The organism is Sodalis sp. (in: enterobacteria) (genome assembly GCF_036327475.1).
Classification (GTDB): domain Bacteria; phylum Pseudomonadota; class Gammaproteobacteria; order Enterobacterales; family Enterobacteriaceae.
Map to the genome: position 1 here is coordinate 1,306,050 of NZ_CP132913.1, position 20,933 is coordinate 1,326,982.

A 20,933-nucleotide genomic window follows, 5' to 3' on the forward strand; every position below is an offset into this window, starting at 1 on the left:
ATCTGCGTATGCGGCTTATTTATATATATGGGAAAATTATGAAAAACCGGAGAACATTTATCCTCGGCCTCGCCCTGTGTGCCCAAGGCGCATTCGCCGCCCTGCAGATCGTAGATAAAGTTGCCGCCATAGTGGACAACGGCGTCATTCTGGAAAGTGATGTGAACAGCATGCTGTTCACGGTAAAACGCGGCGCGCAGCAAGCCAATCAACAGCTGCCGAACGACGCGACGCTACGCCGTCATATCCTCGACCGGCTGATTATGGATAACATTATTTTGCAACTGGCCCAGCGCACTAACATCGCCATCAGTGACAAGCAATTGGATCAGGCCATCGGCAATATTGCTGCCAAGAACCACATGACCCTCGATCAGTTGCGCGGCCGCCTGGCCCATGACGGCATAGACTACAATACCTACCTGGCGCAAATCCGCAAAGAGATGCTGATTGCCGAAGTACGCAACAACGAAGTTCGTCGCCGTGTGACTATTTTGCCGCAGGAAGTGGAGTCGCTAGCACGGCAGATCGCCACCCAAACCAGCAACGGTGCAGAATTTAATCTTAGCCATATTCTGATTCCGCTGCCGGAAAACCCGCGCCAGGATCAGGTGGATAAAGCGGAAGCGCTGGCCAATGCTTTAGTCGAGCAAAGTAAAAGCGGCACGGACTTCGGAAAGTTGGCAATCACGTACCCTGATGACCCGCAGGTGCTGAAAGGCGGTCAAATGAGCTGGGGGAAACTTGAAGAGCTGCCGTCGCTGTTCACGGCGCGCCTGCAGGGCGCTCAGAAGGGCAGCATTGTCGGCCCGATCCGCTCCGGCGTCGGTTTTCATATCCTGAAAGTCAACGACATTCGCGACGGCGATCAGAAAGTGGCAGTTACCGAAGTACATGCGCGCCACATTCTTTTGCGCACCTCGGTGGTGATGACCGATCAGCAGGCTCGCGCCAAGCTTGAAGATATCGCGGCGCAAATAAAGGGTCGTCGCATCAGCTTTGGCGCTGCTGCTAAACAGCTGTCGGAGGATCCGGGTTCCGCCAATCAGGGCGGCGATCTGGGCTGGAGTTCCGCCGATGCCTTCGACTCGGCCTTCCGCGATGCACTGATGCATCTGAAGAAAGGGGACATCAGCGCGCCGCTGCGTTCATCCTTCGGCTGGCATTTGATTCAGGTTATCGACACCCGTCAGGTGGACCGCACTGACGCCGCCAAGAAAGACCACGCCTATCGCCTGCTGTTCAACCGTAAGTTCGTCGAAGAGGCACAAACCTGGATGCAGGAGCAGCGCGCGTCCGCCTATGTGAAAATTATCGACAACAATGAGCAATAACCAACGCATTGTTATCACTCCCGGCGAACCCGCCGGAATAGGTCTCGATCTCGTCGCTATGCTGGCCCAAGAGATGTGGCCGGTCGAGCTGGTGATCTGCGCTGATCCGGCACTGTTAACGGCGCGAGCGCGGCAGCTCAATCTGCCGCTGCAGCTGTACCCCTACTGTCCTGAAGAGCCGGCTATGTCGCGCCGGGCTGGAGAAGTGACGGTGTTGGCCATTGAGGCGCCGGCGCCGGTCACTACCGGTAAACTCAATGCCGCCAATAGCCATTATGTGATAGCGACCCTGGCCCGCGCCTGCGACGGCTGCCTCAGCGGCGAGTTCGCCGCGCTGCTCACCGGTCCGGTGCATAAGGGCGTCATTAACGACGGCGGCCTGCCATTTAGCGGCCATACCGAATATTTCGCCGAACGCAGCGGTCGTGATCGCGTCGTTATGATGTTGGCCACCGAGTCACTGCGCGTCGCGCTCGCCACCACTCACTTGCCGCTGCTGGCGGTGCCTGGCGCCATCACCCGCCAGTCCCTGAATGAAGTCATTACGATTTTGGTCCAGGATCTCAAGCGGCAATTCAGTATCACACAGCCGTGCATCCATGTTTGCGGGCTTAACCCCCACGCCGGCGAAGGCGGCCATATGGGTCGGGAAGAAATCGAAGTGATCATACCTGCCCTGGATACGCTGCGCGCCAAAGGATATAATCTGGTCGGTCCGTTGCCTGCCGATACTCTATTTCAACCAAAATATTTACAGCAGGCGGATGCAGTGCTAGCAATGTATCACGATCAGGGTCTGCCTGTGCTGAAATATCAGGGATTCGGCCGGGCGGTCAATATCACGCTTGGCCTCCCATTCATCCGTACCTCCGTCGATCACGGCACCGCCCTGGAGCTGGCCGGGTCGGGACAGGCTGAGGCCGGCAGTATCAACACGGCGCTTAATCTCGCCATCGACATGATAAAACGTCGTAATGAATAACCGCGTTCATCTGGGGCATCTGGCGCGCAAACGTTTCGGCCAGAACTTTCTGCACGATAGCTCAATTATTGACGCTATTGTTGCCGCCATTCATCCTGAGCCCGGCCAGGCCATAGTAGAAATCGGCCCCGGCTTAGGCGCCCTGACCGAGCCGGTGGCAGAGTGCATCGACGCCATGACCGTTATCGAGCTTGACCGTGATTTAGCTGCCCGCCTAGCCAAGCAGCCTTTTTTGCAGCCCAAGCTCAACATCGTACAGCAGGACGCGATGACGGTGGATTTCGCCGCACTGTCCGCCGGACGGGGCCAGCTGCGAGTATTCGGCAATCTACCCTACAACATTTCCACGCCGCTTATGTTCCACCTTTTCAGCTATACCCATACCATTCGCGATATGCACTTTATGCTGCAAAAAGAGGTAGTCAACCGGCTCGTGGCGGGCCCGAACAACAAAGCCTATAGCCGGTTGAGCGTGATAGCGCAGTACTACTGCAACATCATCCCGGTACTGGAAGTGCTGCCGACTGCGTTCCGTCCGGCACCGAAAGTGGATTCGGCGGTGGTGCGGCTGGTGCCCTATGCTACGCTGCCGTTTCCGGTCCGCGATTTAAGTAAACTGGTCACGTTGACCAGCCTGGCGTTCAACCAGCGCCGCAAGACGCTGCGAAACAGTCTGGGCAACCTTTTCAGTGCGCAACAGTTGGCGGAACAGGGTATCGACGCGATGCTGCGCGCGGAAAATTTAAGCGTTGAGCATTACTGCCGGTTGGCTAACGTGCTGGCGGAGCGCCCAGTTTCACAGGACTAACAGGAGTGCTTTGATGATAAACTCGCCCCGTGTCTGTGTTCAAGTTCAGAGCATGTATATAGAAACCCAGTCTCAGCCGGAAAAGAATCGTTACGTTTTCGCCTATACCATCACGCTTCACAATCTGGGACGGCACCCCGTGCAGCTGATGGGGCGCTACTGGCTTATCACCAACGCCAACGGTCAGGAGATCGAGGTGCAGGGCGAAGGGGTAGTGGGCGAGAAGCCGCGCATCCTTCCCGGCGGCGAATTTCAATACACCAGCGGCGCGGTGTTGGAAACTCCGCTCGGCACCATGCAGGGCCATTACGATATGGTCGATGATCAGGGACAAGGGTTTCACATTGCGATCCCCGTCTTTCGCCTGGCGATTCCTTCTCTAATAAATTAACTATGTCGACTTATTTAATTGGTGATATTCACGGCTGCTTCGATGAATTGAGAATCATGTTGTCCCAGGTTGAGTTCAATCCGGCGCTAGACACCCTGTGGCTAACCGGCGATCTGGTCGCACGTGGCCCCGGCTCGCTAGAGGTGCTGCGCCTGGTGCGCAGTTTTGGCGATAGCGTATATATGGTGCTGGGCAATCACGATCTGCATTTACTGGCGGTCTATGCTGGTATCGGCCGCAAGAAGCCGAAAGATCGCATCACAGCGCTGCTGAAAGCGCCTGACGCCGATGAATTAATCAACTGGCTGCGCCGCCAGCCCGTGCTACAGGTGAATGAGGAGAAAAAGTTGGTGATGGCCCATGCCGGCATTACGCCGCAGTGGGATCTCGCGACGGCGCTCCAGTGCGCACGGGAAGTAGAGTCGGTGCTCAGCAGCGACAGTTATCCGCTGTTCCTCGACGCCATGTACGGCGATATGCCGAATAACTGGAGCCCGGAGCTCAGCGGTCTAGCACGTTTGCGATTCAGCACTAATGTGTTCACCCGCATGCGCTACTGCTTTCCAAATGGCCAGTTGGAAATGAACTGCAAGGATATACCGGAGAAAGCGCCGGCACCGCTGCGACCCTGGTTTGCGCTTCAAGGGTCGGTGCCCGAATGCTATAACATCATTTTCGGCCACTGGGCTTCGCTAATGGGGCAGGGAACACCGGCGAATATCTACGGGCTCGACACCGGCTGCTGCTGGGGCGGCAAACTGACTCTGCTGCGCTGGGAGGATAAAACCTTTATCCGTGTACCCTCCAGCCGGCAGCCGGTAAAACGAGACAGGCATTGAAAATCCCATCAGCGCTTAAGGCCAACCCCGGCGCGAGCGACACCAGCGCTATAGGTCGGATCGCGTATCAGCCGCGGCCACAGGCCGGCTCGCACGACACGCGCGGTCGAGGATAAGCCGCGCACAGCCGCGGCGCTCCAGAATTTCAAAGCAGTAACTGTGAGTGTTTTTCTCGTCATCGTCATGGAATTCACTGAAGGTGGATTGCCATTCATCCAGCTCATAATCTGGAAACCAGGTATCGCCATCCACTTCCGCATCGACATGGGTCAGATAGAGCCGCCCGGCCTGCGGTAAAAAGATCTCATAAACTTCTCCACCGCCGATGACCATCACTTCTGCCACCGTACCCGCCGCGGCCAGCGCTTGCGCAGGTGTTGACACCCAGGTCACCACGTCATTACCGCCGGGATGACTGCTCAGCACGATATTGTGTCTTCTCGGCAATGCCTTGCCAATGGACTCAAACGTCCGGCGCCCCATGATAATCGGTTTGTCGAGCGTGTTACGTTTAAACCAAGCCAGATCGGCGGAAAGATGCCATGGCATGGCATTTCCCATCCCAATCACACGATCTACCGTCAGGGCGGCAATCAGGCTAATAATCATAAAAACCTTATAGGCAACAAAATTGCTGACACTATACGGAAAGAGATCCTGAGCGTCGATAGTTGGCTTTTGTAAAGCGTGAAAATTTCAGAAAGCACTTAAAAGTGCCGCACCGACAGAAGGAAATCGGTTAAACTGGAGCGAAACAGCCATAAAAGGATGCTTTCGCACCCTTTTAACACCGTTACACGCGGATTCAGCCGATGCTTTGCGCATGCATTTCCTGCATCGAAATTACCTGAGCACTGACGTCAGAGTTGAGGAACATCGCGGTAACGAACCCACCATTTAGCATTGTGTCGAAATGGACTTTATACTGCAAGGCGCTGCGCCAGCGGATGAGTTTGGAATCCTCAAGCTCCTAAGACGGCCGAAGATGGCATTAGCTGTATTCGCTGTTTTTAATCCGGATATGTGGCCGTTCCTCATGGACTTTATTTACCAGACGAGAATTGATACCGGTCTCACACAGGATTACTGTCGTGCCGTGGGTAGTGTCCAGATCAAAGCTGTGTTTCATCAGCAGTTTGGAAATCTACCACCTGGCTTTGTCGCCTCACGCACCGACAGCAGCGCATGGCCGCTTTTGCGCAACTGACTGCCGAGCATCACCTTGGAGAACGCCTTGGCGAAGGTCCGCCACACGCCCATGACCTTGCCGATAGAACGCACCTCCGGTCCCCAAATCGTGTCCACGCAGGGGAATTTGTAAACGGCAGTACCACTTCTTTCGTCGGGTAGTGCTGGAGATGACTTCACGCGCGCGTCACTCCCTGTGCCATCGAGGATTTGCCGACCATCACTCGGGCGGGCCACCTTTGCCAAGGCCACGCCAGTGGCTTTGAAACACATGGCGCTGTGCGCGCGGCGCGGAGATTGACTTCGATGAGCTACACCTCATTATCCTTCATCGCGCATCGCGAACTGGAGGTTCATCAGCCATATGACCTGCAGCTTAAGCACCAGTTCTCCACATGCTGTCGTATGACATCCTGAATTTCACGGCTCGGCATATACGCCGGCAGTGAACAGGCCGAGTCGCCGGAGTGCATCCCAGCCTATTCAATGTGCTCCATGATATCGCCATCGACATCCACTTCCCTTCCACCGTATCATCCAGGAATGGTCAAGCAGCACCGGCGCATCATTGGACACGCTAACCGCGCTATTGCCTTATCGAACGTTGGCGGTGTTCCGCTTTGTCGATCGCATCAGCGATGGCGTCGATCATCTCCACGTCGAACGCTTTCAGCGCCCCTTACGCTTGAGCTCCAGGGCACAGTTGAGCACCGTCTGGCTACCCCATGATTGTCAACAGCGCATCAGGCCGCTCTTTTTCGATTATCGCGCCATGCGATAGCCATCTTCGCGCAGGGCCTTGCACACTTGCGCACCGGAATAATCGAACTCGCACGCCTGACCGATAAAGATAGGGAGGCTGGCGCCCAGGACCTCAGGATGTCCCTGTAAACTGAACTCCGGTTTGTCGGTGCGGTACAGGCTCTGAAGCGTGCCGTCAAACAGTGAGATATGGGTTACCCTGAGCGTGGGCAACGTTTTTTCATCCGCCGCGAAGCCGTGGTTCTGGGCGGTGATCATCACCCAATCGGCCGCCAAATTTTTACAGAATGGTTGCCGTCGTGGTGACCGATTTCATCTTTACCATCTTGGCGCCACTGGCCAGCGCCAGCAATTGATGGCTCAGGCAAATGCCGAACAGCGGAATATCGGCGGAAAGGTTGGATGACTGCGTCGCATAAGCGTAGAGCGCTGGATTCCCTGCCATCGGGTTCATGGCCAGCACCGTTTCAGCCGGCGCTTGCGTCAGTATCATCGTTAAGCGGCAGCCCGATCCACCAGTGTGCGCATGATATTGCGCTTGATCCCAATATTGCGCTTGACCCATATAGTCATAAGCACTACATGGTAAGGCAGATCAGTCGCTGGCGCAGGTAATCCCCATCCAGAGTCCAACTGCCCTGGGTCTAGCTGTACTGTTCGGTAGTACTCACCTCTTGCGCCAGGTCTATTCCATGCCGTTCAGGTCGGGGAATTCGCGAACTTTCGTAGCACCAGCTGCGTATCCGGATTATCACCTGCGATGGTACAGCCGTTTTGTGCCCTTTTCCCAGCAGCAGACGCGTCAGCTTACGAGTATCGATATCGGCGATGCAGACAATATTCTGCTGCTTCGGATAATTCGAGAGCGATAGCGCATCGTAAAAGTTGCTGGCGATGAAGGCAGGTCGCCGGATCATCAGCGCCTGCACGTTGAAAATTCGTCGTCTGTTTCAAAAGAATATTAAGTCATTATGTTGCATATTCATTCAAATGACATGAATCAATGCAAAAACAACCTGTAAGGTAAAATTTCGGCAAATTTGGCGAGTTTTAAATACGGCTCAATAGTTTGTCTACCCTCAAGGGGTATTTTATTTGCTTTCATCCGCGTTAGCGTTAATGAGAGCATGAACAGCGTAAAAAGAGAACAAACAACCTAGGAAAACGGTTACTCGCTATTTTCGTAGTGCCAGAACGGCAAACGGTGCTCTTCGGCATCTTTGGCAACAGAAACCGCTGACGGTGCCGTATAATTCCCTGTTAATATTAACAGGGGAGTCTAACGAGGGAATCAACTTAAATTGGCAAAAACTAGACAACTTAAACGGCCAGCCCCTGATTATTCAATATGAATAAAAATAATTCAGAAGAAACCCTATAATTTGTCAAGACCAATCACATTCACCATATCAAAAAGGCCATTTTTCTGGCCCCAAAGCCAAACGGCAGCACGTACCGCTCCGCTGGCGAAAGTCATTCTACTTGACGCTTTGTGAGTGATCTCCAGGCGCTCGCCGACCTCGGCAAACATGGCGGTATGCTCACCCACGATGTCACCGGCCCGCACCGTGGCAAAGCCGATGCTTTTCGCTTTGCGCTCACCAGTATGGCCTTCACGGCTGTACACCGCGCAATCAGCAAGATCGCGCCCGAGGGCGTCAGCAATCGCTTCCCCATGGCTAGCGCTGTGCCTGACGGGGCATCTACTTTATGGCGGTGATGCGCCTCGATAATTTCAATATCGGCCTCTTCTCCCATCACCTGCGCCACTTTCTCCAGCAACTTAAGCATCAGATTGATCCCGACGCTGAAGTTGGCGGCGAAAACAATGCCCGTCTCCTGCGCTGCTGCGTAAATAGCCTCTTTCTGCGCATCGCTAAATCCAGTGGTGCCGATGACAATGCCTTTGTGATGCTGACGGCAAAACTCCAGGTACGTCAGGCTAGCGTCGGGTCGGGTAAAATCAATGAGGACATCAAAATCCTCTTTGGCCGCCGCGAGATCGTCGCTTATCGTGACACCAAGAGCGCCGATATCGGCTAGCTCACCGGCGTCTATCCCGCACAATCCTGAACCGTCGCGGCTTAACGCCACGCCCAGCGACGCCTGTTCAGACCGCGCCACCGCCTGGATTAGCTGGCGCCCCATACGGCCACCCGCGCCGGCGACCGCGATGCGGATTGGTGTGTTGCTCATGGATTCTCTCACTTTGTTGTCTGTTATTCCCAGGTTAACCGTGCCGGAGCGCCGCCGCCAGCAGAAATCCGTGGTGACGATAAATTTGCGCTCGGGCGCGCAAAGGATGAGCTAAACGGCTGGCCGACGATATTTTACGCCACGCAGCGCATTTGAATGCTTATTCATAGCCAAGGCGTTGTTACACTTTCCCCATCCGTAAAGTCGCTACACACTTAGCGCCTATCGACAAGCCAAAGTGAGATCAGGATGTAGATACTTTTAGCGGTAAGGTACGTCCGGTGTGCGATTATTGCGCCGAGTTTGGGCAATTCCCGATCCAGTGTAACCAAGGTCGTTCCCTGTTGTAGATCGATATTTTACAACGCCGATATTGACCGGAGCGGGATGCCATCTCCCCTGATGGTTCCCTGTGGTTCAGCACCATGGACGTTAACGAAGCGGCACCCCTCGGCGTCTGCTTTCGGTTTGCCCCGAGCGATACCCGGCCGGTCAAAATGGCCGGCGCCGTAACCATTCCAAACTGTTTTTCTTAGCCAGCGGCCTGGGAATTCTGCCGTAGGAGATGCGCAACCACGCCATCGCTGATATGACGCTTGACGGGTGGAGCACTCAGTCATGAGGGGGATTTGATAACGTCCTCTTCAGCCACAGGAGTCTTAGCCGCTACCGTATCCGCCACCTCGCCGAGCAGTGCCCTGCCGGTCCGCGACCCAGCTGCTGCGCCTTTAGCGGCCACAGAGGTGCGACGCTGTTTATCACCGGCGGTAAGCAGCTGGTGACCCCATGGCGAGCTGGACGGCGCATCTACAGGTTGCCACCAGCACCTGTGGAGCACCAACCTACCGTTTTCGGCTCGACTGACTCGTGGCTTAGGAGGGTTCGTTACGAAAACGTTGGGTAAGACGGTGATGATAGCATTACTCCACCATCTTCACGTCGACCGCAGCTCTTTCGGCACTTCAAAGACGATATTTTCCTCGCGACCGATGAGCTCTTCAGCATCTTCGGCGCCCAGCGAGCGCAGACGTTCGATTACCTGCTGCACTAGGATGTCGGGTGCCGAGGCGCCGGCGGCAACGCCAATTGCTTGCATGCCCTGCAGCCAGCGTTCCTGTATATCGCCGGCGCTGTCAATCAGATAGGCCGGCTTGCCAGCCCGCCGTGCTAGTTCTGCCAGCCGGTTGGAGTTGGAGGAGTTTCTCGAACCGACCACTAGCACCACATCGGCATCGGTAGCCAGATTGCGCACCGCTTCTTGGCGGTTGGTGGTCGCGTAGCAAATATCATCTTTGCGCGGTGCGATAATCGCTGGAAATCGCGCGCGCAGCGCGTCAATCACGTCAGAAGCATCATCTACCGATAGCGTGGTCTGGGTCATAAGGCATAGATTATCAACGTTTTTGACGTTAAGCCGCCAGACATCCTCTGGCGATTCGACTAGATACATCCCGCCGTCGGGGTTGTTGTATTGCCCCATGGTGCCTTCCACTTCAGGATGACCGGTATGGCCAATTAGAATGGCCTCGGTTCCATTACGGCTGGCGCGGGCGACTTCCATATGCACTTTAGTCACCAGCGGGCAGGTAGCGTCAAATACGGTCAAATCGCGACTAAGCGCTTCTGCCCTCACTGCCTTGGAGACGCCGTGGGCGGAGAAAATCAGGACGGAGCCATCAGGCACTTCAGCGGCTTGCTCGATGAAAATCGCTCCCCGCTGGCGCAGCATATCGACCACATAGCGGTTATGCACTACCTCATGGCGCACATAGATGGGCGCACCATAGATTTTCAGCGCGCACTCAACGATACTGATTGCCCGGTCAACGCCGGCGCAAAATCCGCGCGGATTAGCCAGCAGTATGCGCATCGTTCGCCTCCAGTTTGGGTCTATTCCACCTTACCGGCGAGCTGATGATTAAAATCGACGGCGATAGAATCGTCCGCCACGTCACTTATCAGCCCAGGCATTTCGCTGCCGTTGATGCCGGTAAACAACATAATGGTACCCACGTCCGGCACGCCGTTCTCAATAAAATTGCGGTGCGAATAAAACTGAATGAGATCGGGATTGGGCGGACTGAACGCCGACTCCAGCACCAAGGAGAAGCTTTTCTCGGTCCCCGTCCGCAGGCCGAACAGCGTCCACTCCAACTCGACAGACATGTTGCCGTCCCTTAAGCCGAAAAGGGCCGGTTTGCTCTCACGCCCGATCCAAGATCAAAATGCAACAACATCACGCTGTCCGGTTGCACGGCGTGATTGGCTATCACTTCACCCTTTCTGCATGGCGGTTTTGCCGACTGGACGGCAAAACCCTCCAGCACAAATCAGTACGGCGCCAATACAAATGCCTGCATCCGCCACGTTGAACGTAGGCCAGTGCCAATCACCGACATAGAAATCAATAAAGTCGATTACCACGCCGTGCACCATCCTGTCGAATAGATTGCCAAGCGCGCCGCCGATAATCATCGCATAGGCGGCGTTAGACAGCCTGGCCCGCTTGTCTGAACGATAGATCATGACCAGCAGCACCACCGCGATGATCACAGTTATGGCGGAAAACGCCCAACGTTGCCATCCTCCCTTGTTCGCCAGGAGACTGAAGGCGGCGCCCGGATTGTGGACATAGGTAAGATTAATAAACGAGACGACCGACATCGACTCGCCAAGCCAAAAATGCGCCATGATCCACTGCTTGCTGCCGAGATCCAGCGCCAGCACCACCAGTGCTAGCCAAAGCCAGCGCAGTCCCGTGGACATCATCGTTTTATTCATCAGACAAACCTACGCTCTTCACCCAGGCTGGCCACATTGGTGACACAGCGACCACAAATTTCTGGATGATCGGCGTGTTGACCGATATCCGTTTCATAATGCCAGCAGCGCGGGCATTTTTCCCCCTCGGCTTTTGCCAAGGCAATCTTTAGCCCCCTCAGCCCCTCGCACTGCACCGCGTCATCACTGGCGTCGCCATAATCTGCTACGACCGCGCTTGAGGTCAGTAATGCAAAGTAGAGTTCATCGCCTAATTCGCGCAGTGAAGCGGCAAGATCCGGTTCCGCGTACAGCGTGACACTAGCCTCTAGTGAGGCGCCGATGCGCTTGTCCGCCCTCGCCTGCTCGATAACCTTGTTGGTTTCGCTGCGCACCTGCAACAGGGTCTGCCAATAAGCATTGTTCAACGGCTGGGCGGCGGCGTCCAGTCCGAACAGGTCATCACACCACTCTTCGGTAAAGACATATCGCGCCCGTTCCCCAGGCATAAAGCCCCAGATCTCATCGGCGGTAAACGACATGATGGGCGCCATCCAGCGTACTAGGGCTTCAATGATATGATACAGCGCAGTCTGGCAGCTGCGGCGGGCGATACTGTCCACTTTAGTGGTGTACTGACGGTCCTTGATGATATCCAGATAAAAAGAGCCCATCTCGACGGAACAGAACTGCATCATGCGCTGTACGACATTATGGAAATCATAGCTGTCGTAAGCGGCAACGATCTCCGCCTGCGCTGCCTGCGCCCGGCCAACCGCCCAGCGATCCAGCACCACCATCTGCTCCGGGCTGACGCTGTGGCGCGCCGGATCAAAACCGTTCAGGTTGGCCAGCAGGAAACGGGCGGTGTTGCGGATGCGGCGATAGGCATCGGCGGATCGCTTGAGGATCTCATCGGACACCGCCATCTCGCTAGTGTAATCGGTGGAAGCGACCCATAGACGCAAAATATCCGCTCCAAACTTGTTCATGACCTGCTGCGGGCTAACTACGTTACCCACCGATTTGGACATTTTCCGTCCCTCCCCATCAACGGTAAAGCCGTGGGTCATCACCTGACAATACGGCGCCTTGCCGTGCATGGCGGTAGAGATCATCAGCGACGACATGAACCAGCCGCGATGCTGGTCGGACCCTTCCAGATACATGTCTGGCGCATGACCTTCAAATTCCGGCCGCACCGCCACCACGGAGGAGTGGGTGGAGCCGGAGTCGAACCAAACGTCGAGGGTATCCGGTACTTTATGATAATATGCAGCGTCGTCACCCAAAATCTCGGCCGGATCCAAATCCCACCAGGCCTGAATGCCATCCTGCTCAACCCGCTGCGCCACCGCTTCCATCAGTTCAATAGTACGCGGATGTAGCGCTTCGGTCTCGTTATGCACGAACAGCGCCATCGGCACGCCCCAAGTGCGCTGACGCGAAACGCACCAGTCGGGACGGTTGGAGACCATGGTTTCAATGCGCGCCTGGCCCCATCTGGGGATCCACTGCACGTTCTTGATTTCTGCCAACGACTGCTTACGCAGGCCGCGCTGGTCCATGCTGATGAACCACTGCGGCGTGGCGCGAAAGACAATCGGCGTTTTATGACGCCAGCAGTGCGGATAACTGTGCTTTAACTTTTCCACGTGCAGCAGGGCGCCGCTGTCACGCAGCAGATCGATGACCACACCATTGGCTTTAAACACCTGCAAACCGTCCAACGCCGGCAGCGTATTCGATAGATAGCAGCCATCGGGACCGACAAGATTGGCGACCTCCAGACCGTATTGCTGGCCAATGACATAGTCGTCAGGGCCATGGCTTGGGGCAGTATGCACCGCACCGGTACCTGCGTCCAGAGTCACGTGCTGACCTAGAATGACCGGTACATCGAAGCCCATGAACGGATGACGAAACCGCAGCAGCTCCAGTGCACTACCTTTGGCGCTGCCGAGCACCGTCCAACCCATGATGCCGGCGCGCGCCATGACGCTGTCCACTAGATCGGCAGCCAGAATATAGGCTTGCCCGTCAACCTCGGCCCATTGATAGTCGAAGTCGGGATGGACGGCGATGGCGCGGTTGGCCGGCAGGGTCCACGGCGTAGTGGTCCAGATAACCAGTGACACTTGACCGGTAAAATCAGCGATGCCAAACTTGGCGGCGACCGCGGCGGCGTCTGCGGTCGCGAAAGTTACATCGATGGACGGCGAAATCCGGTCATAATACTCTACTTCCGCCTCCGCCAGCGCGGAGCGGCAGTCGATGCACCAGTGCACCGGCTTGGCGCCTTTGTGCAGATGACCGTTGGCGATAATCTTGCCGAGGGCGCGAATAATATTCGCCTCGGTAGTGAAATCCATCGTCAGATACGGGTGCTCCCAGTCGCCAAGCACGCCAAGACGAATGAAATCCTTTTTCTGCCCCTCCATCTGTTCAGCAGCAAAACGACGGCAGGCGGCGCGGAATTCCGCGACGCTGACCCTCTCGCCCGGCTTGCCGATCAGTTGTTCCACCTTCAGCTCAATCGGCAGGCCATGGCAATCCCAACCCGGGATATAAGGTGAGTCATAGCCCATCAACCCTTTTGATTTAATGATAATATCTTTAAGAATTTTATTGACAGAGTGACCGATATGAATGCTGCCGTTCGCGTACGGTGGGCCATCGTGCAAAATGAAAGTTTTCTTGCCCTTCCTAGCGTGACGAATAATGCCGTACAAATCCTGTTCATACCAGCGTTGTAGCACGCCAAGTTCACGCTTGGCCAAATCGCCGCGCATAGGAAACCCTGTGTCCGGCAAATTCAGGGTGTTTTTATAATCAGCCATTCAATTCTCGGTTCCGTTTTCGGTTTGAGCATTATTGAGGCGTCGCCAGCCCGAAATAGTCGCGGGCGCTCACCACATCATTCACGATTTGCCGCTTTAAGTCGTCAAGCGAGGCAAATCGTTGTTCATTGCGCACTTTTTCGCGAATCACCACTTCGATATGGCAACCGTACAGGTTTATGTTCACATCCAGCAAATGCACTTCCAGTCGCTGGCGCACACCAGCCACCGTGGGCCGGATGCCGATACTCGCCACGCCGGGCAGCGAGCGGTCAGTGATGCCGTAGACTTCCACCGCATATACGCCGTTGATGGGAGCCTGCCGCCCTTTCAACGACACGTTGGCGGTTGGGAAGCCGATCGTCCGCCCCAGCGCGTCGCCATGTACCACACGACCGGAAAGGCGATAGGGATGACCAAGAAGCATTCCCGCCTCCATCAGACGATCCTGCGCCAGCGCCTCGCGCACGGCAGTGCTGCTTATGCGCTGACCCCTTTCGGCGTAGGTGGCGATGCTCATCACCTCGAATCCAGCCGCTTTCCCCACCTGCTGGAGCAGTGCGTAATCCCCCTGACGCCGAGCGCCAAAGCGAAAATCGTCGCCGACGCCGATAAAACGCACGCCCAGTTTTTGCACTAGCAGATCAGTCACGAAAGCGCCGGCGCTGAGTGCTGCAAACCGCTTGTTGAAAGTGACGCAGACCACCATGTCCACGCCGGCGGCCGCCAGGTATTTCACTTTGTCGCGCAGTCGGGTCAAGCGCGCCGGCGCGGCATCGCCGGCGAAATGCTCCTGCGGCTGAGGCTCAAAAATCATCACCATTACTGGCAGACCGCGACGGCTGGCCTCAGCCTGCAATTCCGCTATGAGCGCCTGGTGTCCGCGGTGAAAGCCGTCGAAATTACCAATGGTAAGCACGCACCCATGGTGACGTGGCTGTAAATTATGTATGCCGCGAATAAGCTCCATATCGGGCTCAAACACCTAAACAGTGGAAATCGGCGGATTATACCTTATACCACCGCTAAGGTTAACCCGCGATTCCAATCTTTGACACTGCGCGCAGAGAAAGCCGCGCTTATTTCCGCCCTGTTTTCACGTAGGTTATGCTGCCGCGAAACGCTTGTGGACGGCGCGTCCGCCCTTGCCCACGGGCGAATCGCCGGCTCAGCACGCCGGTAAACGCTTTTTCGCATGAAACACTTATTGTATCAGCCTGTAACAGGCATCGCACGTTTAGGCGGCACTTATTTGCACAAATCCATTGACAAAAGAAGACCGAACGGGCATATTCCCAGGCCTTTGAATTGTCTCATGGAACAAGTTTGGGAGTTTAACCTTGGCTAATATCAAATCAGCTAGGAAACGCGCTGTACAGTCTGAGAAGCGTCGTCACCATAATGCAAGCCGTCGCTCCATGATGCGCACCTTTGTGAAAAAGGTTTACGCGGCTATCGCCGCCGGCGACAAAGAAGCTGCGCAGAATGCCTTTTCTGCCATGCAACCGATTGTTGATCGTCAGGCCAGCAAAGGGTTGATCCACAAAAACAAAGCTGCACGTCATAAATCGAACCTGACCGCGCAAATCAACGTCATGCAGTAATGGAGTTGTGCTTTGTTAAGAAAATCGCCCTAGCCGGTTTTACAAGCCGGCGTTAAACGCTTGTCGAGCGCAAACGGAATTGCCCAGTTAGCTTTATCTCCTAGCGGGCAAGCGGATCTGGCAATGACCCTGTCTACAGCTACTGGTTTGTGATTAGGTGCGAGTATCTCCTTTCCCTGGCAACGCCCGAGCGACAAACGCGCTGCTCCCCTGCGGTCGCGGTAGAACCGCGCGTAATAACAGGTAGCCCAAAAGCGCCGCGATCACTGAGCCGGATAAAATGCCGACCTTTGCCAGCATGATAGTGGTCGGATCCCCCTGCCCAAACGCCAAATTGGTGATAAAGATCGACATTGTAAACCCGATACCGCACAGCACCCCCACTGCGGCAATGTGGTAAAACGCCATGCCGGCGGGCAGTCGGGCCAAGCGAAGCTTCACGGCTGCGGCGGTAAACAGCACTATCCCTAGCGGTTTGCCGACTACTAACCCAACGGCAATCCCCAATGTCAGCAGTGAAACTAAATGCCACGGCGCTGCACACCGCAGCGAGATACCGGCGTTAGCGAAAGCAAATAGCGGCAAAATCAAATACACCACCCACGGCTGCAGCCAGTGCTCCAGGGCACGCGCTGGCGATTTGTCGGTTGCCGGCAGCGTGAGCGGGATAAGCCCTCCTACTATTACGCCGGCGAGTGTAGGGTGAATACCCGAAAGCAAGATACAGCCCCACAGTGCCGTCCCCAGCAGCAAGTAAAGCACGAGAAGCCGGACGTTGGCGCGATTCATCAGCGCCATTACCCCGATGATGCCTCCTGCCGCGGCTAGCGCCAGCGGATTAGGCGCGCCATTGTAGAACAGCGCGATAATCACTATCGCACCAAGATCATCAATAATCGCCAGCGCCAGCAAAAACACTTTCAAGCTAGCCGGCACCCGCGTTCCCAACAGGGCCAACACGCCGACGGCGAAGGAGATATCGGTGGCGGCCGGAATTGCCCAGCCGGCGCGCAATGCCGGCGCGCCGGCGGTGATCAGGCCATAAATCAACGCCGGCGCAGCCATTCCTCCCAGCGCGGCAATGACAGGAAACGCCGCCCGCGCGCGGCTATTGAGTGCCCCCCGCAACAGTTCGTACTTGACTTCCAGGCCGACGGATAAGAAAAACACAGCCATTAGACCATCGTTAACGATCAGCTGCACGGTTAGATGTGCGGGGGTTTCGCCCCCGGGCCGTACTGGAAAATGAATGATGGCGTCATAGAGCGTGCTGGCGTCACTATTGACCATCACAATAGCTGCAAGCGCGGCGACAAAAAGCAAGACGCCGCCGGCAGCTGGGTGGTCAAACATGCGGTGTAAAGACGCAGCGAACATAACGATCCTCAATTTTGGCTGAGAAGGAATTTTGTGTGGCAAGGGTAAATGAAAAGCCTCTTTTCTGACGAAAATTCGCTTAGGGCGCCGGCGGCGCGGCAAAACCCGGCGCAGGGTCTGGGAGATTTACGCCACACTAGAGGCAGAGCCTATTCAGTGGGTCAAATCGTCAAAAAACCTTTTCACACCGTCGAGAAAGCTTTTCGAGCGCGGACTGTTCTGATCGCCGCTCGGCCCACCAAAGCTCTCTTCCAGTTCGCGGAGTAGCTGTTTCTGGCGCTCGTTGAGTTTTACGGGCGTCTCCACCACGACCCGGCACAGCAAATCGCCTTGCGACCCGCCACGCACGGACTTCACGCCTTTGCCGCGCATACGAAATAATTTACCGGTTTGCGTTTCCGCCGGCACTTTCAGCTTGACCCGGCCGTTGAGCGTCGGGACTTCGATCTCGCCACCCAGCGCCGCCATGGCGAAGTTGATCGGCACTTCACAGTAAAGGTTGTTTTCTTCGCGTTCAAAAATAGAATGTTTACGCACCTGGACCTGTACGTACAGATCCCCCGCACCCACCCCATGCTCGCCGGTTTCGCCTTCGCCAGTTAAGCGGATACGATCGCCTGTACCCACGCCGGCCGGGATCTTTACCGACAGCGTCTTGGACTTTTCTATCCGGCCATGGCCGTGACATTTGGCGCAAGGATTTTTAATGATCTTGCCATGCCCCTGACAGGTTGGACACGTCTGCTGTACGGCGAAAAAACCCTGGCGCATCTGCACCTGGCCCTGGCCGTGACAGGTCGGACAAGTTACAGCCGAAGTACCCGGCTTCGCGCCGCTGCCGTAGCAAACATCACACTCTTCAAGCGTAGGGATACGAATTTCACGAGTAACGCCGTGCACCGCTTCCTCAAGGGAAAGCTCTATGTTATAGCGTAAATCCGCGCCCCGGCCGGCGCCTTGACGCCGGCCGCCGCCAAAGATGTCGCCAAAAACATCGCCGAAAATATCACTGAAATCCGCGCCGCCGGCACTGCCGCTGAAACCGCCGCCGCTCATGCCGCCCTGTTCAAAGGCCGCATGACCATATTGGTCGTAGGCAGCGCGCTTTTGTACGTCTGTTAGCACTTCATAGGCTTTTTTGATCTCTTTGAATTTCGCTTCGGCTTCAGCATTCCCTGGGTTGCGATCCGGGTGGAATTTTATCGCCAGGCGTTTATAGGCCTTTTTGATTTCACGCTCTTCCGCATCCGGAGAAACACCTAAAATCTCGTAGTAGTCTGATTTCGCCATCGTCGTCTCTTTCTGTCCTCAACACGCTTGCACGGGCGCAGAGTTCGACGCCCGTGCCTATTACGGCGGGTGTGCGCCTCCGTGCCTATTCAGGACGATTATTTTTTGTCTTTAACTTCTTCAAATTCGGCGTCGACCACATCGTCGTCCGCCTTGGCGATGCCATCCGTGCCGCCTTCGCCAGCCGACTGAGCCTGCTTCTGAGCCACTTCGAGCAGTTTGCCGGAGACCTGAATAAGCGCCTGCATTTTCGCTTCGATGTCGGCTTTATCTTCGTCTTTCAGCGCGGTGTCGAGATTTTTCAGAGCTTCTTTGATAGCGGCCTTATCGTCAGCCTGCAGTTTGTCGTCCGCGCCTTCCAGCTGCTTACGGGTGCTGTGCAGTAGATGATCGGCCTGGTTACGGGTCTGAACTAGCTCTTCAAACTTGCGGTCAGATTCGGCATTGGCTTCCGCTTCCTGCACCATTCTCTGGATTTCCTCTTCGTTCAGACCCGAGGAAGCCTTGATGGTGATTTTCTGTTCGCGGCCACTGTTCTTGTCTTTGGCGGAGACATGCAGAATCCCGTCGGCGTCGATATCAAATGTCACTTCAATCTGCGGTATGCCTCGCATGGCCGCTGCAATGCCGTCCAGGTTGAATTGGCCTAGGGATTTGTTATCTCCGGCGCGCTTACGTTCGCCTTGAAGAACATGGATGGTTACGGCGGACTGATTATCTTCCGCAGTGGAGAACACCTGGCTGTGCTTGGTCGGGATGGTGGTGTTCTTGGCAATCAGAGGCGTCATTACGCCACCCATAGTTTCGATACCCAGCGACAACGGGGTCACGTCCAGCAGTAGCACGTCTTTCACATCGCCAGCCAGCACACCGCCCTGAACCGCAGCGCCAATGGCAACTGCTTCATCCGGGTTAACGTCTTTACGCGGCTCTTTGCCGAAGAAGTCGGTCACTTTCTTCTGCACCAGCGGCATGCGGGTCTGCCCACCCACCAGAATAACGTCTTTGATGTCCGAAACCGATAAGCTAGCATCTTTCAGTGCCACTTTCAGCGGCTCAAGCGTGTGATTGACCAGCTCTTCCACCAGCGACTCCAGCTTGGCGCGAGTCACTTTCAGGTTCATGTGTTTCGGACCAGAACCGTCGGCCGTGATGTAGGGTAGGTTGACATCGGTCTGTTGTGCGGAAGATAGTTCGATCTTAGCTTTTTCAGCGGCGTCTTTCAGGCGCTGCATCGCCAGCGGATCGTTGCGCAGATCGATACCCTGATCTTTCTTGAATTCATCCACCAGATGATTGATTAAGCGGCTGTCAAAGTCTTCACCGCCTAGATGGGTATCGCCGTTGGTCGCCAGGACTTCGAAGGTTTTTTCGCCGTCGACATCGTCGATTTCGATAATCGAAATATCAAATGTCCCGCCGCCCAGGTCATATACCGCGATAGTACGGTTACCAGTTTCTTTGTCGAGGCCATAGGCCAGCGCGGCGGCGGTCGGTTCGTTGATGATACGCTTAACATCCAGGCCGGCGATACGGCCGGCGTCTTTGGTCGCCTGGCGCTGCGTATCGTTAAAATAAGCTGGCACAGTAATAACCGCTTCGGTAACCGGCTCGCCCAGATAATCTTCCGCGGTCTTTTTCATCTTCTTAAGGATTTCAGCTGAAATCTGCGGCGGCGCCATTTTCTGGCCTTTGATTTCCAACCAGGCGTCGCCATTGTCAGCTGCGATGATTTTGTATGGCATAATGCTAACATCGCGCTGCACTTCTTCATCCTTAAAACAACGGCCAATCAGACGCTTGATGGCGAACAAGGTATTTTGCGGGTTAGTAACGGACTGACGTTTAGCCGGTTGGCCAACCAGAATTTCACCATCCTGCGTATAGGCAATGATGGAAGGAGTCGTACGATCGCCTTCGCTGTTTTCAAGTACGCGAGGTTTGCTGCCTTCGATAATTGCGATGCAGGAGTTGGTCGTACCCAAGTCGATACCAATGATTTTTCCCATCTAAACATCTCCACTAAAAGTTCAATTTCATTGTGGTCGTAAACCTGATATGCGGCTGCAAATGAACTTTTCAAGTTTTCGCCGCCCGATTATTTCCCAGGTTCAACAACGTTGGATGCAAGGTAAGATGAGGTCATATCGTCCTGCATCAATGGGTAACGGCAAAAGTCACGCGATAGGGCCTTATGCGCCGGACGTCCCCTATGACGCGCGCTGTTATCCGCCGCCGGTCAGCAGTTGCTGCCCTCTGGCCTAAGTCTTGCGCGGTCAAACCGGCAATTGGCCACTCCTACAACATCCCGCTTCAGCCCCATCGCTGCTGGGCAGCATACGCTTCGCGCTTCCCAGCAGCACCAGCCCAACCCCGATCAACGTCAGCACCAGCACGCACCAGGACGGCGGGCGCCATCGGTGTAATAAAGATTGCGCGCCAAAACCGATCAATCACCACATCGGCGACGATGTAGCCGAACGCCAGGGTGATAATTGCCACGCGATTGGCCTCCAGCGCGACGGGCGCGCTAATGCCGCGCACCAGAAGCGTTGCCAACAC

At 55.5% G+C, this 20,933-nt stretch carries 16 protein-coding genes and 4 pseudogenes; 7 read left to right on the forward strand and 13 right to left on the reverse strand.

Annotated elements, in window-relative coordinates:
- Positions 1-38: 38 nt before the first annotated feature.
- Genes surA through apaH form a run of 5 tightly spaced genes read left to right on the forward strand, consistent with a single transcriptional unit; the run spans position 39 to position 4,354 of the window.
- Positions 39-1,334 (forward strand): peptidylprolyl isomerase SurA, encoded by a 1,296-nt coding sequence (gene surA, locus GPOALKHO_RS07090; protein WP_406701898.1) that lies wholly within the window; start codon positions 39-41, stop codon positions 1,332-1,334.
- Positions 1,324-2,316 carry a 4-hydroxythreonine-4-phosphate dehydrogenase PdxA gene (gene pdxA, locus GPOALKHO_RS07095; protein ID WP_406701900.1) on the forward strand — a complete coding sequence of 331 codons (993 nt, stop codon included), beginning with the start codon at positions 1,324-1,326 and terminating at the stop codon, positions 2,314-2,316. Before surA ends, pdxA begins: the two co-directional genes overlap by 11 nt.
- Positions 2,309-3,124, forward strand: a complete 816-nt coding sequence (gene rsmA, locus GPOALKHO_RS07100; protein WP_406701902.1) for a 16S rRNA (adenine(1518)-N(6)/adenine(1519)-N(6))-dimethyltransferase RsmA — start codon at positions 2,309-2,311, stop codon at positions 3,122-3,124. The genes pdxA and rsmA overlap by 8 nt, the downstream gene beginning before the upstream one ends.
- Positions 3,125-3,137: 13 nt before the next feature.
- The gene (apaG, locus tag GPOALKHO_RS07105) at positions 3,138-3,515 is read left to right on the forward strand and encodes a Co2+/Mg2+ efflux protein ApaG (RefSeq protein ID WP_406701903.1); all 378 of its coding nucleotides are present in this window, start codon (positions 3,138-3,140) and stop codon (positions 3,513-3,515) included.
- A 2-nt stretch (positions 3,516-3,517) separates the two neighbouring features.
- Positions 3,518-4,354, forward strand: coding sequence for a bis(5'-nucleosyl)-tetraphosphatase (symmetrical) ApaH (gene apaH, locus GPOALKHO_RS07110; RefSeq protein WP_406701904.1), 837 nt, complete (start codon positions 3,518-3,520; stop codon positions 4,352-4,354).
- Positions 4,355-4,483: 129 nt separating this feature from the next.
- Here the strand turns inward: apaH and folA are convergent.
- Positions 4,484-4,963: pseudogene (gene folA / locus GPOALKHO_RS07115) on the reverse strand (type 3 dihydrofolate reductase); the annotation flags it as partial.
- A 196-nt stretch (positions 4,964-5,159) separates the two neighbouring features.
- A pseudogene (gene carB / locus GPOALKHO_RS07120) lies at positions 5,160-6,130 on the reverse strand (carbamoyl phosphate synthase large subunit); the annotation flags it as partial.
- Between carB and GPOALKHO_RS07125 the strand changes: the two are divergent.
- Positions 6,111-6,323, forward strand: a complete 213-nt coding sequence (locus tag GPOALKHO_RS07125) for a hypothetical protein (protein WP_406701906.1) — start codon at positions 6,111-6,113, stop codon at positions 6,321-6,323. The pseudogene carB and the gene GPOALKHO_RS07125 overlap by 20 nt on opposite strands.
- A 92-nt stretch (positions 6,324-6,415) precedes the next feature.
- On the opposite strand, the pseudogene GPOALKHO_RS07130 reads toward GPOALKHO_RS07125, so the two are convergent.
- From GPOALKHO_RS07130 to ribF, 7 genes and pseudogenes are all read right to left on the reverse strand, one after another.
- A pseudogene (locus tag GPOALKHO_RS07130) lies at positions 6,416-7,236 on the reverse strand (glutamine amidotransferase-related protein); the annotation flags it as partial.
- A gap of 443 nt (positions 7,237-7,679) precedes the next feature.
- Positions 7,680-8,500, reverse strand: a pseudogene (gene dapB / locus GPOALKHO_RS07135) (4-hydroxy-tetrahydrodipicolinate reductase).
- A 934-nt stretch (positions 8,501-9,434) separates the two neighbouring features.
- On the reverse strand, positions 9,435-10,370 hold the full coding sequence (gene ispH, locus GPOALKHO_RS07140; RefSeq protein WP_406701907.1) for a 4-hydroxy-3-methylbut-2-enyl diphosphate reductase: 936 nt from the start codon (positions 10,368-10,370) through the stop codon (positions 9,435-9,437).
- Between the two features lie 20 nt (positions 10,371-10,390).
- Positions 10,391-10,666: an FKBP-type peptidyl-prolyl cis-trans isomerase gene (fkpB, locus tag GPOALKHO_RS07145; RefSeq protein WP_406701908.1), complete on the reverse strand. Its 276-nt coding sequence runs from the start codon at positions 10,664-10,666 to the stop codon at positions 10,391-10,393.
- Positions 10,667-10,774: 108 nt separating this feature from the next.
- A complete protein-coding gene (lspA, locus tag GPOALKHO_RS07150) occupies positions 10,775-11,281 on the reverse strand; it encodes a signal peptidase II (RefSeq protein ID WP_406701910.1) in 507 nt (168 codons plus the stop codon).
- On the reverse strand, positions 11,281-14,100 hold the full coding sequence (gene ileS, locus GPOALKHO_RS07155) for an isoleucine--tRNA ligase (RefSeq protein WP_406701911.1): 2,820 nt from the start codon (positions 14,098-14,100) through the stop codon (positions 11,281-11,283). Before ileS ends, lspA begins: the two co-directional genes overlap by 1 nt.
- A gap of 31 nt (positions 14,101-14,131) precedes the next feature.
- Entirely contained in the window at positions 14,132-15,070 is a 939-nt protein-coding gene (gene ribF / locus GPOALKHO_RS07160) for a bifunctional riboflavin kinase/FAD synthetase (RefSeq protein ID WP_406703434.1), read from the reverse strand.
- 370 nt (positions 15,071-15,440) lie between these two features.
- On the opposite strand from ribF, the gene rpsT reads away from it, so the two are divergent.
- Positions 15,441-15,704 carry a 30S ribosomal protein S20 gene (gene rpsT / locus GPOALKHO_RS07165; protein ID WP_406701913.1) on the forward strand — a complete coding sequence of 88 codons (264 nt, stop codon included), beginning with the start codon at positions 15,441-15,443 and terminating at the stop codon, positions 15,702-15,704.
- A 153-nt stretch (positions 15,705-15,857) separates the two neighbouring features.
- On the opposite strand, the gene nhaA is transcribed toward rpsT, so the two are convergent.
- The 4 genes from nhaA to GPOALKHO_RS07185 form a co-directional block, all read right to left on the reverse strand.
- On the reverse strand, positions 15,858-17,081 hold the full coding sequence (nhaA, locus tag GPOALKHO_RS07170; protein WP_406701914.1) for a Na+/H+ antiporter NhaA: 1,224 nt from the start codon (positions 17,079-17,081) through the stop codon (positions 15,858-15,860).
- 153 nt (positions 17,082-17,234) lie between these two features.
- Positions 17,235-18,371, reverse strand: a complete 1,137-nt coding sequence (gene dnaJ / locus GPOALKHO_RS07175) for a molecular chaperone DnaJ (RefSeq protein WP_406701915.1) — start codon at positions 18,369-18,371, stop codon at positions 17,235-17,237.
- A 98-nt stretch (positions 18,372-18,469) separates the two neighbouring features.
- The gene (dnaK, locus tag GPOALKHO_RS07180) at positions 18,470-20,380 is read right to left on the reverse strand and encodes a molecular chaperone DnaK (protein ID WP_406701916.1); all 1,911 of its coding nucleotides are present in this window, start codon (positions 20,378-20,380) and stop codon (positions 18,470-18,472) included.
- Between the two features lie 304 nt (positions 20,381-20,684).
- Positions 20,685-20,933: a hypothetical protein gene (locus GPOALKHO_RS07185; RefSeq protein ID WP_406701917.1), complete on the reverse strand. Its 249-nt coding sequence runs from the start codon at positions 20,931-20,933 to the stop codon at positions 20,685-20,687.

Coding starts and splice junctions, on each gene's coding strand:
- apaH (WP_406701904.1), top strand. CDS start 3,518: ATGTCGACTTATTTAATTGGTGATATTCACGGCTGCTTCGATGAATTG.
- ispH (WP_406701907.1), bottom strand. CDS start 10,370: ATGCGCATACTGCTGGCTAATCCGCGCGGATTTTGCGCCGGCGTTGAC.
- fkpB (WP_406701908.1), bottom strand. CDS start 10,666: ATGTCTGTCGAGTTGGAGTGGACGCTGTTCGGCCTGCGGACGGGGACC.
- lspA (WP_406701910.1), bottom strand. CDS start 11,281: ATGAATAAAACGATGATGTCCACGGGACTGCGCTGGCTTTGGCTAGCA.
- ribF (WP_406703434.1), bottom strand. CDS start 15,070: ATGGAGCTTATTCGCGGCATACATAATTTACAGCCACGTCACCATGGG.
- apaG (WP_406701903.1), top strand. CDS start 3,138: ATGATAAACTCGCCCCGTGTCTGTGTTCAAGTTCAGAGCATGTATATA.
- rsmA (WP_406701902.1), top strand. CDS start 2,309: ATGAATAACCGCGTTCATCTGGGGCATCTGGCGCGCAAACGTTTCGGC.
- surA (WP_406701898.1), top strand. CDS start 39: ATGAAAAACCGGAGAACATTTATCCTCGGCCTCGCCCTGTGTGCCCAA.
- nhaA (WP_406701914.1), bottom strand. CDS start 17,081: ATGTTCGCTGCGTCTTTACACCGCATGTTTGACCACCCAGCTGCCGGC.
- dnaK (WP_406701916.1), bottom strand. CDS start 20,380: ATGGGAAAAATCATTGGTATCGACTTGGGTACGACCAACTCCTGCATC.
- ileS (WP_406701911.1), bottom strand. CDS start 14,100: ATGGCTGATTATAAAAACACCCTGAATTTGCCGGACACAGGGTTTCCT.
- dnaJ (WP_406701915.1), bottom strand. CDS start 18,371: ATGGCGAAATCAGACTACTACGAGATTTTAGGTGTTTCTCCGGATGCG.
- pdxA (WP_406701900.1), top strand. CDS start 1,324: ATGAGCAATAACCAACGCATTGTTATCACTCCCGGCGAACCCGCCGGA.